Genomic DNA, 13,977 nt, shown 5'->3' with positions numbered 1-13,977 from the left:
AATATAAAAGAATTTAAGGAACACGCATGAAAACCAAATTAGCTATCTTATCTTTGGCTGGCCTTTTGGCTACTCCAGCACTAGCCGACGTTCAAATTAACGGCTTTGCAAACCTTATCGGCGGAATGACGCTAGACGATGACGAGTCAGTGTACGACTACGACAGTGATTTTAGTTTCGACCCAGCCAGTGTTTTTGGTCTCCAAGTTCGTGGAGAAGTTAGCGATAAGCTTTCTGCGACTGCACAATTGGTTGGCCGTGGTCGTGACGACTACGATGCCGATTTCGAGTGGGCCTACATGACTTACATGTTGAACAACAACGTTAACATCAGCGCTGGTCGTCTGCGTATGCCTCTTTTCAAATATTCCGCATCACTTGATATTGGTTATTCTTATCACTGGCTAACACCACCTGACTCTGTTTACGGTATCGACTTTAACAATATCGATGGTGTACGTATTGACTATATGAATTACTCTGGTGATTGGGAGTATGGCGCTCAGCTTACCATGGGTCGTGTAGAGGCTGACACGACCATTTCAGGAACTCCAGCAGCGTTAGAGCTAGAAAACGTTGTGGCTGCGTCTTTTGAAGCAACGCGCGACTGGTTTAGCGCCCGTACATTGTTTGCTCGTGGCAAAACAAGTGCTGCTAACGCTGACTTCGATACGTTTGTTGGTGGCTTAAATCAGTATGGCGCTTTCATCCCATCTGCGTCTTTAGCTGCCGAAGGTCTTAGCGTTAATGAAGACACGGGAACTTTCTTCGAAGTTGCTGTAGATATTGACAAATATGACTGGTTTGTGGGAGCAGAATTTACGCAGACAGAAGTAGATGGTTCTGTTATTGCTGATAATAAAGCATGGTATGTTACGGCAGGTATGCGCTTCGGCAAATTTACCCCGCATATTACCTATGAAGTTGAAGAAGCGGACAACGGTGCTCAGCTTGGGTTGATTGCGGCACTGCCACCAACAATTGCAACAGGTGACGCGGTTGTGGACGCTACGTGGAACGGTGCTAATGGCCAGGCGGGAATCTATCAAACTGCTGCGGGTATTGCCGCTCAACAAGAACTAGATGTATCTGCGGTCACCGTAGGTCTTCGCTATGACGTTGAGCCGGGCTTTGCACTCAAAACTGATGTAACCTGGTACTCAGACGATCTCAATGATTTAAATGATGCAACACTGCTTAAAGTTGGTGTGAACTACACCTTCTAACTACCTAGTTATGGCCTTGCTCGTTTGCAAGGCCATAATTTTAATTAAAGATTTTCGCTATCAGGTAGATAAGTAAGGTAGACCTATAGAGGTGCTGTAATATAGGGCGAACTAAAAAGCACTTGAACGATTATAAAAACAGTGGGATAGCTAATGAACTTTTTAAAGAAAATGCCAATTGCGACTAAGATTTTCCTTATTCCAGGGATCGCAGCGCTAAGTTTTATTATTTATTTGCTCATCACTGTCTACACTGCGTTAAATAACGGCGCAACGTTAGAAAAAGTGCAAAAAGTTCAGTTCCCAGCCCTGCAATTATCTGCATCGACTCTTGTTGATATGCAAAAGGTACGTGATACGCTTGCCAGTGCGGTAACAACAGGGGACCAAGATACCCTTACTGTGGCGCAAGAATTAGCTGAAGAAACGAAAAAGGGGCTTAGTCAAATAGCGAGTATTAGCCCAGAGTTTCGTTCAGATATTTCTCGTATATCATCAGGCTTCGACAAATATTTTGACGTCGCGTATGACGTTTCGCAATCTATGGTAGACGGCACCGCTGACTTTAGTCGATTAGGTGAACTGTCTGCTCAAATGAATCAGTCTTATGACGGCGCTATCGCCGCAATGTCACAATTTCGCGATGCACAGCAAGCTGCATTCGAGAAAGCTTTTGAAAACACAGATAGCGCAAATACATCGCTTATCAGCACCGGCGTTATTCTAGCGATTGTTGTTACCATTCTACTGTTTGCTACAGCGGTTCCTATTGTCCGTGGTATCAAGCAGAGCATTGATGACGTTGTTCGCTCTCTTAAAGATATTGCTCAGGAAAATGGTGATTTAACAGTTCGTATAGAAACTAAAAGCGAAGATGAAATTGGCGATTTGGTGTACTGGTTCAATCAGTTTATGGATAAGTTACAGGGCGTGGTTCGCGATGTTGTTGAAGCGAGCTTACCGCTATCGAACCTGGCGCAGAACCTACGCGGCGTGACAGAAGAAACTCAACGCACGATTGATGTACAACAACAGTCTGCAACAAACGCTAAGCAAGCGGTAGATATCATGAGTGGTTCAGTTGATGGTGTGGCACACAGTGCAGCCCAAGCAGCAAGTGACGCCAACGAAGCGACTACAGCGGCGAGTGAAGGTCGTCAAATTGTGCAGCAAACCGTGACTAGTATTCAGCAACTTGCTGAAAACGTGCGCGAGACAGCCGACGTTATTGGTCGTCTAGAATCAGATTCAAATAAGGTTGGCTCGGTTCTCGATGTCATTAAGGGTATCGCAGAACAAACCAACCTACTGGCCTTGAATGCGGCAATTGAAGCTGCGAGAGCGGGTGAGCAGGGGCGAGGCTTTGCAGTAGTCGCCGACGAAGTTAGAACACTGGCCTCACGTACACAGCAATCTACAGAAGAGATTCAAAGCACAATTGAACAGCTACAAAGCGCTGCTCACTCAGCAGTTGAGGTAATGGCCCGTGGTACCGAGCAGGCCACAAGTAGCGTTGAAACCGCTAATAAAGCGGGTAGCAGCTTGGAGACCATTACCAGTACTATCGGTCGCATCAACCAAATGAATGAACAGATTGCGCACAATACTGAAGACCAGCGCACTGTTGCGGTTGATATAGTACGTCACGTTGATGAAATTCATGAGCGCACCGAGCAAACTGCAAGTCGTTCAGGGGAACTTGGAACCATGTGCAATGAACTTGCTGATCTTGCGCAACACCTCGAATCAATTGCTAAGCAGTTTAGAGTGTAAGGCTAGCTAAGCCTTCTAAAGCGAATTGAAAGCCTCCTGATGGGGGCTTTTTTATGCGTGAAGCAAAATATTAAAACAATGACTTCTTATAGAAAGAGCTTCGGGAAGTTAAGACAAAAAAATCCCCAGCTAGGCTGGGGATTTTAATTAAAGTAATGTTCTTTACTATTCGTCTAAGAAGCTGCGTAGCTGCTCAGAACGACTAGGGTGGCGAAGTTTGCGAAGTGCTTTAGCTTCAATCTGACGAATACGCTCACGGGTAACGTCAAACTGCTTGCCTACTTCTTCAAGCGTGTGGTCGGTATTCATGTCGATACCGAAACGCATACGTAGTACTTTCGCTTCACGAGCAGTTAGACCTGCTAGTACTTCTTGTGTTGCGCCTTTTAAGCTACCGCCAGTTGCTGAATCGAGGGGCTGAATAATAGTGCTGTCCTCGATAAAGTCGCCAAGATGTGAATCTTCATCATCGCCGATAGGTGTTTCCATCGAGATTGGCTCTTTAGCAATCTTAAGTACCTTACGAATCTTGTCTTCAGGCATTAGCATGCGCTCTGACAATTCTTCAGGCGTAGGTTCACGTCCCATCTCCTGAAGCATTTGACGAGAGATACGGTTTAGCTTGTTAATCGTCTCAATCATGTGCACAGGGATACGGATAGTACGCGCCTGGTCAGCAATTGAACGAGTAATCGCCTGACGAATCCACCATGTAGCGTAAGTTGAGAACTTATAACCACGACGGTATTCGAACTTATCTACCGCCTTCATCAGACCAATATTACCTTCTTGGATAAGGTCAAGGAACTGAAGACCGCGGTTGGTGTACTTCTTCGCAATTGAGATAACAAGACGAAGGTTAGCTTCAACCATCTCTTTTTTCGCACGACGCGCTTTCGCTTCACCAATCGACATGCGACGGTTAATGTCTTTAATATCAGCGATAACCAAGCCAGTCTCTTGCTCAACTTGATTCATCTTGCTAATGCAGCGCTCAATCTCTTCTTGGTTAACTGCAAGTTCAGCTGCATAAGGCGCACCTGATTTAACTGCTTCGTGTAGCCATGCAGTAGATGTTTCATTACCCGCGAAAGCTTTTATAAAATCTTTCTTAGGCATTTTTGCATTAACAACACAGAACTTCATTACAAGACGTTCTTGGATACGTACTTTGTCCATCATTGCACGCATGTTTTTAACCATGCGATCAAATTGCTTAGGAACTAGACGGAACTCTTTAAATACGTCGCTTAGTGCGTTGATTTGTGTACGAGAATCGGCATGTGAACGACCCTTCTTCTCGATAACATCACGAGTTTTGATGTACTGTTCACGAAGTTCTGCGAAACGTTCGCGCGCTAGCTCTGGGTCTACGCCGCTATCGTCTTCATCTTCGTCGTCGTCATCATCATCATCGCCATCTTCGTCATCTAACTCTTCTTCAGATAACTCAGAGCCTACGTGTGTTGCAGTTGGCGCGAGATCTTGATCATCGTTAGGATCAACAAAGCCCGAGATAATGTCACTTAGGCGAATTTCTTCGGCTTCGTATAAATCCCACTGATCTAACAGGTAAGTGATCGCTTCTGGATATTCAGCAACCGAGCACTGTACTTGGTTAATACCGTCTTCAATACGCTTAGCAATTTCAATTTCGCCTTCGCGTGTAAGAAGTTCAACGGTACCCATTTCACGCATATACATGCGAACTGGGTCAGTCGTACGGCCAATTTCACTTTCTACAGTAGCAAGTGCTTGAGCTGCAGCTTCTGCAGCATCTTCATCAGCATTCGCTTCTTGCATGAGAAGTTCATCTGCATCAGGAGCTGATTCAGAAACTTGAATTCCCATGTCATTAATCATGCGGATTATGTCTTCGATTTGATCAGAATCGACAATATCTTGCGGCAGGTGGTCGTTTACTTCTGCAAAGGTTAAGTAACCTTGCTCTTTACCTTTTGCAATCAGGAGTTTAATCTGAGACTGCTTGCTTTGCGCCATATAACCTACACTTCTCACATTCAATTAGTTTGCAATAGAAAAGACAACATACGCCTAGGTATGTTCCCTGTTCTGCTGTAGTACTGCATTTGTATCAAGGCCGTTAATGCTAGATGCCACGCTGGTGTAAACCAATATATTTACGATGCACATCTGCTCGGGTTCGGTTCTGCCCGTTATGTTCGGCTATATCTTTGCTACTCATGTTGCTGCATTTTTGTTCACATAAAAAGTGTGAACCATGTTCAAACATGCCCGCAGCGAATTAGCCAGTATAGCAGAATAAGCGGTGGTTTTACCAGATTGACGGCCGATTTTTTAGTCAATGCTTTTTACATATCCGCCTTTACTACTTGCATAGTGCATAACTGCAAGGCGAAGGCGAGCTAAACGTAAAGCTTACTACGCAAAAACAGATAAACCCGAAGTCCATTAACTCCAGGTTAACTCTTCTGTCTTTCCCTCATAAGCAGGTTCAATTCCTGTTTTTCCGCTTGTGTCAGCGGCTGAACCCGCGAGCGTGAAATTAAGGTTTCAATTCGGCTATCGAAATGCCCGTCTAGTAAGCGAGCGAAGCTGTCATTATAAACTCGTTCAGCATCCTCGTCTTTGACTAAGTGTTCTTGTAACAATAATTTCGCGATAGTAGGGGAATGGGGATGGTCGCGGAAATTTTCAACAAGCTGTGCAGTTTTTGCTTGTGGATGTTTGACACAATAGCTGTGAACATCGCGCAATAAATCCATACCTGCAGCACTGCTGCCTGCGAATATATCTATCTGCACATCTTCGCAACGTGCGGCTAATTCTGGTTTATCTAGTAACAAGCGTATCAGCATGCGTAGTGGAGATAGTTTTGGCTTGTTTACCTGGTTGCGATTAGGAGAGTAAGCTTGCTTCGAACCTTGATTTGCTTTGGTAATATCTTGCTGAAGTTTAAATCTGTCAAACTCACCGGTGTGCTTGGCTAACTCTTCCAGTAGCATTTGCTTTTGGTCATCACCTAAGGTGCTTTCAATCAGCGGCATTGCCGCTTTTTTAAGGGCAATTTTACCTTCTGGCGTTCCCACTTTGTGGGTTTTTAGCAAGTTCTCAAAGAAAAAACGAGACAAAGGCGTAGCGTTATCGAGCATTTCCATGAAGGCATCTTTGCCCACCTGACGCACCATAGTATCTGGGTCTTCGCCATCGGGCAGAAATAAAAACGATATACGCACGCCATCTTTCAACGCTGGTAAAGCGTTTTCGAGCGCACGCCATGCAGCCTCACGCCCGGCACGGTCTCCGTCATAACAGCATACAATATGAGAAGTAGCACGAACCAGCATTTGAATATGTTCAGGTGTGGTAGCTGTGCCAAGGGCAGCTGTTGCAATATTAATATCGAACTGACTCAGGGCCACCACATCCATATAGCCTTCAACAACGACAACCGTATCAAGGGTGCGATTGTTCTGGCGTGCTGAGTAAAAGCCAAAAAGCTCACTGCCTTTGTGGAAAATGCGGGTTTCTGGTGAGTTTAAGTATTTAGGACCGCCGTCGTCTAAAACACGACCGCCAAATCCGACCACGCGACCTCGTTTATCTCTGATAGGAAACATAATGCGGTCGCGGAAAAAGTCGTAGGTACGCCCTTGTTCGTTGCGATTAACCAGTTTTAAATCGACCAACTGCTTGATGCGTTGGGGATCTTTACCAAAGGTATTTAGCAGTGCGTCCCAGCTGTCAGGGGCATAGCCAATTTCCCACTGCTTAACGATATCGCCGCTCAGCCCGCGTTTTTTCAGATAGTCGATGGCCTTTTTGCTATTACCGTTTTGACGCAACTGGTGCTGGAAAAAGCGTGTGACTTGTTCCATCACGGCATAGTCGTCTTGCTGTTGCTGCTTTTTCTCTTCGCTCATGGCAGGCCTGCTGCCTTTTTCTCGAGGTACTTCAAGCCCGTGATAACGGGCTAGCTCTTCAATAGCCTCTACAAATTCTAAGCGGTCGAATTCCATAATAAATGAGATAGCATTACCGTGAGCGCCGCATCCGAAACAGTGATAGAACTGCTTATCTTGACTAACAGTAAAAGAGGGTGACTTTTCGTTATGAAAAGGGCAGCACGCCTGGTAATTCTTACCTGCTTTTTTGAGTTTGACTCGGCTATCTACCACTTCTACCACATCGGTACGTGACAGCAGGTCATCTATAAAATCGCGAGGTATCTTTCCAGCCATGAGGGTACTTTCAACAAAAGTTAGTTAAAAAAAGAGTTAGTTAAAAAAGATTCAGTTCAAAAAGAATGAGAAAAGCACAAGCTGCAACTGCGCTTCAAACGACAGGCTACAACATCATGAAAACAGTGAAGTACTGTAACAGGGAAGTGGTTAAATGAGAATAACGAAGGTGAGACAATGCCCACCTTCTGCGCGATTCACTGTTACACGTGGGCAGTACTTAAGCGTTCAAACGCGCCTTAATTTTTGCACTCAATGCGCCCATGTCGGTGCGGCCTTGAACTTTAGGCTTCAATGCGCCCATGACTTTCCCCATATCTTGCATACCCGACGCGCCAGTCGCAGCCATGGTTTCGTCGATAAGGGCATTGAGTTCATCGTCAGTCAAAGGCTGCGGTAAGAAATCTTCAATATAAGTGATTTCTTCACGCTCTTTGCTAGCTAGGTCTTCGCGATTGGCTGAGTCGTATTGCGCTGCCGCGTCTTGACGCTGTTTAACCATTTTGGTCAATACCGCTAAGATTGCGCTATCGTCTAGCGTAATTTGTTCATCGATTTCTTTTTGCTTAATGGCCGCCATAGCCATACGAATAGTACCAAGACGTACTTTTTCTTTTGCACGCATCGCATCTTTCTGCGCCGCTTTTAAATCATCAATTAGTGCCATGATGTTTCCTGATTTTTTATTAGTAGATTGCTTATACCAATCCGCATAGAGCATTGCCCACTCAGAAGATAATGATCTATGCGGAATGGTATTATTAAGCCCCAGGTTGGAAATTAAATGCAACCATTTGAAAAGGAAAAAATGGAGTCGTAAGAATAAGGTCGAAAAATAGAGGCCCAGAAACGCGAAAGGTGCTGCAATTGCAACACCTTTCAGACTCGTTACTTAACCCTATATTAGTAGAGTTTTACGCGACGTGCGTTTTCACGAGCTAGCTTCTTAAGATGACGCTTTTTAGCGGCAGCTTTCTTGCGCTTGCGTTCCCAAGTTGGCTTTTCGAAGAATTCACGACGACGAACTTCAGAAAGAACACCTGCTTTTTCACAAGAACGCTTAAAACGACGCAGCGCCACATCAAACGGCTCGTTTTCTCTAACTTTAACGATAGGCATTAAACACTCACCTCAAAACTTTTACTGTGTAAATCCGGGTAAAATTGTGCGCTAAAAAGGCCACCCGGGTTAAAAATGGTGCGAAATTCTAATCATATCTACAGAGAAAGTAAAGGATGAATTGCCAAAAAATAGCCAATATTGTGCATTTACCGTTCATTTACCTGTTCACTGGCATTCCATGAATGCAGGATAAAAGGTAAACTCTGCGCTCGTTAAGCGCCGCGTTGTTTAACTCGGCTTGTATAAGCGCCCTTTTCAGAATGCTTTTTGCTCATGTTTCTTCTGATATATTTTTGTGATCAAAAGTAGAAAGCAAATGATCCTGACTAGGGTAGTGTTATGATCGCGCCGGGATCATAAAGATGATCCCGCCAGATCGCCAGAATTATTTTCTCAGTTTTTGATATTCGCTTAACTAATTATTGTTCACAACACTTTAGTGAGTAATTTATATATTAGACAGCATTGCTATATATCCAAAAACTCGGTATTGAAGTTAGTAGTAAAAAGGGTTGCTCCCCATGCGTATTTTAGGAATAGAAACATCTTGCGACGAAACTGGCATCGCCGTTTATGACGATGAAAAAGGTTTGTTGTCGCACGAACTATACAGCCAAGTGAAGCTGCATGCGGATTATGGTGGTGTAGTGCCTGAGCTCGCCTCTCGGGACCATGTGAGAAAAATCATTCCCTTAATTGAAAAAGCCATGGAAGATGCGAATACCCAGCCGTCAGATATTGACGGTGTTGCATTCACTCAAGGCCCAGGATTGGTAGGCGCCCTTTTAGTAGGTTCATCGGTAGGGCGTTCATTGGCCTATGCGTGGAACGTACCTGCGGTGGGTGTTCATCATATGGAGGGGCACCTGTTAGCGCCTATGCTTGAAGAGGACGCACCTGAATTTCCTTTCGTTGCGCTTTTAGTGTCAGGTGGTCACTCAATGCTGGTCAAAGTAGAAGGCATTGGTCAGTATGAAGTACTTGGCGAGTCAATTGACGATGCCGCAGGCGAAGCTTTTGATAAAACCGCTAAGTTACTTGGTCTTGATTACCCTGGCGGCCCTCTCTTGGCAAAATTGGCCGAAAAGGGCGAGGCGGGACACTACAAATTCCCACGTCCAATGACCGACAGACCAGGCTTAGATTTCAGCTTTAGCGGCTTAAAGACCTTTGCAGCGAATACCATTCGCGATGCTGACCTAACCGGTGATGATGCTGAGCAAATTAAAGCGAATATTGCCTACGCATTCCAAGAGGCTGTAGTGGATACGCTTATTATAAAATGTAAGCGAGCATTGAAGCAGACAGGAATGAAACGATTGGTTATTGCTGGCGGTGTTAGTGCAAATACGATGTTGCGCAGTGAGATGAAAGCCCTAATGCAAGAGCTAAAAGGTGAGGTGTTTTACCCTAGCTTAGCGTATTGTACAGATAATGGTGCCATGATTGCCTATGCGGGGATGCAGCGCTTAAAAGCAGGCGAAACCTTGGCGTTATCGTCACAAGCCAAACCGCGCTGGCCTCTTGATACCTTATCAGCAATTTAAAAACGCCCACTGAGTTTCAAATAATGTTGTAAAGTCGATATAGACTATTGGCGTATGCATAAGATGTTTACAAAGTAGATATAAAGCATAACAAGCGCCCAACATAGACAAACAAAAAGTAAAGGCAATGGGAGCGCATTCCATTGCCTTTTATTTTACCAAAATGAACATTGAGTAAGGACGTAAAAAAACATGCGCTTAGCAACAGACGGAACAAAACAAAATGCACCGCTATTCCATTTAGCGTTGTCGTTATTTATTTCGCTTGCCGTTGCAGCGCTCACCGCGTCCAGTGCATTTGCATCAAGCAAGTCACCCTTGAATGCACCTGTACAAGGCCTTAAGCAAGAAAAGCAGGAGCAGCAAGACCAATATGTCGTGCTCATTTCTCTTGATGGATTTCGCCACGACTATATCGAATTACACAGCGCGCAACACCTTGCTGCTATTGCAAAGCAAGGGGTAAGAGCGTCGTCTATGACCCCTGTTTATCCGTCAAATACCTTTCCTAACCATATTTCGTTGATCACAGGGCTGCCTTCCTAAACACCACGGTATTGTGAATAACCGCTTTTATGACAAATCCCGCCCTTCAAAAGAGGGGTATGCAAAGTATCAATTAGGTTATGGTCGTATGGACAGCACGTGGATTACGGCAACACCGCTATGGAACTTAGTGGAATATCATGGCATGAAGGCAGCTGCCTTCTTCTGGCCAGAATCAGATGCTCGTATTTCAGGGGCGCAGCCCAGCTACTTTTTTCACTACTCTAAATACGCCGATTATCAGCAGCGCATCGACCAAATTATAAATTGGCTTAAACTTCCGGAAGTCTCACGACCTCGTTTAATCGCAGGCTATTTTTCGTTAACCGACACGATAGGCCATGACGAAGGGCCGCTGGCTGACAAAACAAATGATGCGGTGCAAGAGGTAGATGCACTTATCGGTCAACTTTATAAGCGCATTAATGCATTAGACTTACCCGTGAATCTGGTAGTGGTGTCTGACCACGGCATGACGCCTATTGATGAAAGCCAGCTTATAGAGGTTGAGACTTTATCCATACCCGAGAGCTTTATTATTGAAAACGAAGGGGCGCAAGTGCATCTTTACGCCAGAGAAGGCGTGTCAGATAAGCAAATCAACGAAGAAATAGAACGTCTTACCCATATAGCCGAAAACCGCTACATTGTACTTAATGATACCCAGCGCGCTAAACGTCACATGGAAATAGGGAATAGAACTGGTGATATTATTATCGAAATTGCGCCACCAGCCCGTTTCAAAAACGCCAATAGTACGCATGTTAGCAAAGGTGGGCATGGCTACTTAAATACATTACCTGATATGGGAGCAACCTTTGTTGCAGTGGGACCAGCGTTTAAAACGAATAGTACTATACCTACATTTAGCAACCTAGAAGTTTATCCAGCGCTGGCTAAAATATTGGGTATTAAGCCTGTTACGCCTATAGACGGTAAGCTCAACGTACTGCAACAGGCGCTTACTCTTTAACCTTTCCTTTATCCCACACTTTACTTTCATTGCCTGCTAACAGGCGGGCAATGTTGTCTTTATGGCGTAAAATAATAAGCAGCGAAAGCATTGCTACCGGCACAGTGTATAAAGGCTTAATTAAAAATGTGAAAAGTGGCGCTAGCGACACTGCAATGAGCGCTCCTAGCGAAGAATAGCCGGTAAGAAAAACCACCACCACCCAGCTTAGAACAAGCAACCCGGCTAAATCGAGCCCAATAGGCAGCATGGCACCAAAGGCGGTAGCGACGGCTTTACCGCCTTTGAAACCAAAATAAAGCGGAAATATATGGCCTAAACAGGCAAAGATAGCAATTATGCCCAGCATTATTGGTTCTATACCCAAAAAGTAGCTGCCGTAAACGGGAATAGTGCCTTTCAAAATATCCATAACAAGTACAAGTAGCGCGGGAATACGACTACCTAAGCGGTACACATTGGTTGCACCAGGGTTTTTAGAGCCAGCGGTCCTTGGGTCGGGTAAACCAAATAATTGGCTTATAACCACTGCACTTGATAGTGAACCTAGGAGGTAGGCAACAGCAGCCATTAAAAGCGTTAGCGAAATCATTTTTTCATTCTAATTATCAAAAGCGTTTAAGAAGTACTGCCTTTTGTAAGGTTTCACTTCTCTTGTAGGAGGTTAAAGGCTTGTGCCCTATTAAATTACAAAACCTTGGTTGCCCCCAGTTGTCATACAGCGGTATAGTTGTGCCACACAAGCGTAAAGCTACTCCATCCAAACGCGATATACCACCGTTTACCAGTAATATGTGGTTGAAAGCGCAGTAGTAAGACCAGTATTGAAGCCGGAAAGTAGGGCAATAAACTGGTTTGATAACAGACAAGATGAAAAAATTCCATGGGAAAAATTTATATAACAGGGCTTGAAGTAGACACCCTGATTGGTGTTTATGATTGGGAGCGAGTAAGAACCACCCAGCTACTTCTCGATGTAACACTTGATGTTGACTTAAGCGCTGCGATGCAAAGCGACGATGTTGCTGATACGGTAGATTATGCCAAAGTAGCCGAGTGCATCGTGGAAGTTGGCAAAGAAAGCACGTTTGAACTGCTAGAAGCTTTCGGAAGCAAGGTTATGGACAGCGTACTTGCAAACTTCTCTGTTGCATCGATAACCCTAAAGATTGTTAAACCTGATATTCTTCCTAATGCGCAAACCGTTGCCGTTGAAATGCGAAAAGAGCGTAATTAATGTCTGAACATACCATTCTAATCAGCATTGGTTCTAACATTGAACGCGAGCATTACACTAGACAGTCTTTAGTTGCCCTAAAACAACACTTCTCAGATGTTTCAGTGTCTTCCGTTTATGAAAGCGAAGCTGTAGGCTTCAACGGCAGCCCTTTTTATAATGCTGCCGCACGGGCGACAACATCAAAAAATGTTGAAGAGGTGTGTGCAATACTAAAGGCAATTGAGAAAGATAATGGAAGAGTGCATACCGACAAAAAATTCTGCGCTAGAACCCTTGATCTCGACTTGCTTACCTATGATAGTAAGGTATCCACATCCCCTGTGGTTTTGCCTCGCGAAGAGATTTGTTACAACGCGTTTGTGCTTTGGCCGTTAGCTGAACTTGTTCCCGACGACATTCACCCTGAAACGCAAGAAACCTATGCCCAAATGTGGCAAAACTTTGATAAACAGAAACAGCAATTATGGCCAATTGACTTTACTTGGAGTTAAGCAAAGGAATGACACTTTTCGAAATCATTATTTTAGCAATTATTCAGGGCGTTACTGAATTTCTTCCAATCAGTAGTTCTGGACACTTGCTGCTACCCGCTGAGCTTTTCGGTTGGGTCAGCCAAGGTTTGGCGTTTGACGTAGCAGTACATGTGGGAAGCCTTCTTGCAGTTATGATCTATTTTCGTCAAGAAATAGGGCAGATGACGGTAGCATGGGTGACTCAAGGCTTCAGCAAGCAGCAATCTACCGACAGTAAACTTGCGTGGTACGTTATTGTGGCGACTATCCCTGCTGTCATTATTGGCTTTTTGATGAAAGGGTGGATAGAAGACAATGCACGTACAGCATTGGTAATCGCGGGTACCACCATCATTTTCGGTTTGCTTTTATGGTATGCCGACTCGACAGCAAAGCGGGAACAGGAGCTTGAAGGCCTAACGCTAAAACAAGCCATTTATATCGGCTTAGCCCAGGTGTTAGCGTTAATTCCGGGGACATCTCGTTCGGGTATAACGATGACTGCTGGCTTGATGCTAGGATTAAAACGCGAAGCCTGTGCGCGCTTTTCCTTTCTGTTGTCTATACCTGTGATTCTAGGGGCGGGGTTGTTAGCCACCTTAGATTTACTTAAAGCAAATGAAGCAGTCGACTGGTATGCATTGCTATATGGCGCAGCATTTTCATTCGTAAGCGCCTACCTTTGTATTTACTTATTCCTAAGCTGGATATCCCGCATAGGCATGCTGCCTTTCGTTATCTATCGCTTAGCGTTAGGCGTAATACTTCTATGGTTTGTTTTTGCATAAAATAAGGCATCAAGCCGAGTAAAAACA

The 13,977-nt window shown here is 44.6% G+C and carries 13 protein-coding genes; 8 read left to right on the top strand and 5 right to left on the bottom strand.

The features are described 5' to 3' along the window. Window positions 1-26 precede the first annotated feature (26 nt). Window positions 27-1,226 (top strand): topoisomerase IV, encoded by a 1,200-nt coding sequence (locus tag ACYX4M_RS03935; RefSeq protein ID WP_476081972.1) that lies wholly within the window; start codon window positions 27-29, stop codon window positions 1,224-1,226. 153 nt (window positions 1,227-1,379) lie between these two features. Then, window positions 1,380-2,999 (top strand): methyl-accepting chemotaxis protein, encoded by a 1,620-nt coding sequence (locus ACYX4M_RS03930; RefSeq protein ID WP_476081971.1) that lies wholly within the window; start codon window positions 1,380-1,382, stop codon window positions 2,997-2,999. A 165-nt stretch (window positions 3,000-3,164) separates the two neighbouring features. On the opposite strand, the gene rpoD is transcribed toward ACYX4M_RS03930, so the two are convergent. The 4 genes from rpoD to rpsU all read right to left on the bottom strand — a co-directional run bounded on the left by rpoD (window position 3,165) and on the right by rpsU (window position 8,341). Further along, complete coding sequence (gene rpoD, locus ACYX4M_RS03925) at window positions 3,165-5,000, bottom strand: RNA polymerase sigma factor RpoD (RefSeq protein WP_474808715.1); 1,836 nt, start codon at window positions 4,998-5,000, stop codon at window positions 3,165-3,167. 443 nt (window positions 5,001-5,443) lie between these two features. Beyond that, on the bottom strand, window positions 5,444-7,222 hold the full coding sequence (gene dnaG, locus ACYX4M_RS03920) for a DNA primase (protein ID WP_476081970.1): 1,779 nt from the start codon (window positions 7,220-7,222) through the stop codon (window positions 5,444-5,446). Between the two features lie 220 nt (window positions 7,223-7,442). Continuing rightward, window positions 7,443-7,889, bottom strand: a complete 447-nt coding sequence (locus ACYX4M_RS03915) for a GatB/YqeY domain-containing protein (RefSeq protein ID WP_476081969.1) — start codon at window positions 7,887-7,889, stop codon at window positions 7,443-7,445. Window positions 7,890-8,125: 236 nt separating this feature from the next. Next, complete coding sequence (gene rpsU, locus ACYX4M_RS03910; RefSeq protein ID WP_012517258.1) at window positions 8,126-8,341, bottom strand: 30S ribosomal protein S21; 216 nt, start codon at window positions 8,339-8,341, stop codon at window positions 8,126-8,128. Between the two features lie 524 nt (window positions 8,342-8,865). On the opposite strand from rpsU, the gene tsaD reads away from it, so the two are divergent. From tsaD to ACYX4M_RS03895, 3 genes are all read left to right on the top strand, one after another. After that, a complete protein-coding gene (gene tsaD / locus ACYX4M_RS03905; RefSeq protein ID WP_474827815.1) occupies window positions 8,866-9,891 on the top strand; it encodes a tRNA (adenosine(37)-N6)-threonylcarbamoyltransferase complex transferase subunit TsaD in 1,026 nt (341 codons plus the stop codon). Between the two features lie 192 nt (window positions 9,892-10,083). After that, window positions 10,084-10,437, top strand: coding sequence for an alkaline phosphatase family protein (locus ACYX4M_RS03900; protein ID WP_476081968.1), 354 nt, complete (start codon window positions 10,084-10,086; stop codon window positions 10,435-10,437). A 13-nt stretch (window positions 10,438-10,450) separates the two neighbouring features. Further along, on the top strand, window positions 10,451-11,410 hold the full coding sequence (locus ACYX4M_RS03895) for an alkaline phosphatase family protein (protein WP_476081967.1): 960 nt from the start codon (window positions 10,451-10,453) through the stop codon (window positions 11,408-11,410). Here the strand turns inward: ACYX4M_RS03895 and plsY are convergent. Continuing rightward, complete coding sequence (plsY, locus tag ACYX4M_RS03890; protein WP_476081966.1) at window positions 11,400-12,002, bottom strand: glycerol-3-phosphate 1-O-acyltransferase PlsY; 603 nt, start codon at window positions 12,000-12,002, stop codon at window positions 11,400-11,402. The two genes, ACYX4M_RS03895 and plsY, sit on opposite strands and share 11 nt — an antisense overlap. Window positions 12,003-12,293: 291 nt before the next feature. Here plsY and folB point away from each other — a divergent pair, with 291 nt between their 5' ends. From folB to ACYX4M_RS03875, 3 genes are read left to right on the top strand one after another with little or no spacing between them, the layout of a single operon-like run. Continuing rightward, complete coding sequence (gene folB / locus ACYX4M_RS03885; protein WP_476081965.1) at window positions 12,294-12,647, top strand: dihydroneopterin aldolase; 354 nt, start codon at window positions 12,294-12,296, stop codon at window positions 12,645-12,647. Continuing rightward, on the top strand, window positions 12,647-13,141 hold the full coding sequence (folK, locus tag ACYX4M_RS03880; RefSeq protein WP_476081964.1) for a 2-amino-4-hydroxy-6-hydroxymethyldihydropteridine diphosphokinase: 495 nt from the start codon (window positions 12,647-12,649) through the stop codon (window positions 13,139-13,141). The genes folB and folK overlap by 1 nt, the downstream gene beginning before the upstream one ends. An 8-nt stretch (window positions 13,142-13,149) precedes the next feature. Continuing rightward, complete coding sequence (locus tag ACYX4M_RS03875; protein WP_118490266.1) at window positions 13,150-13,950, top strand: undecaprenyl-diphosphate phosphatase; 801 nt, start codon at window positions 13,150-13,152, stop codon at window positions 13,948-13,950. Window positions 13,951-13,977: the final 27 nt, after the last annotated feature.

It is taken from the genome of Alteromonas sp. ABV4_150, assembly GCF_056311745.1.
This window is presented reverse-complemented; position numbering and strand designations above follow the sequence as displayed.